The 220-nt window shown below is 38.2% G+C and carries 1 protein-coding gene; it reads left to right on the forward strand.

Annotation, left to right across the window (positions count from 1 at the left end; all coding sequences use genetic code 11):
- On the forward strand, window positions 1-220 hold a 220-nt coding region (locus CSX02_RS13810; RefSeq protein WP_207653785.1), incomplete at both ends, for a hypothetical protein.

A 220-nucleotide genomic window follows, 5' to 3' on the forward strand; every position in this document is an offset into this window, starting at 1 on the left:
AAAATCATATAAGGATAAAACAAATGGAAATATTATAGAGACAAACAAAAAATGGTTCTATCATGGAACCGCAAGAAAGTATGCCTGCACAACCTCGTGGTTGAGATGCTCTGGTTCCAATAATTTTGGAGAGTACTGGAAGAAGTATGTGGTGGGAACGTATTCATCGTTTGAAAAAATCCGCAAAAACGCTGAAGTGGGGGATGTGATTCAAGTGATC

The organism is Agathobacter ruminis, from assembly GCF_002735305.1.
Lineage (GTDB): Bacteria > Bacillota > Clostridia > Lachnospirales > Lachnospiraceae > Roseburia > Roseburia ruminis.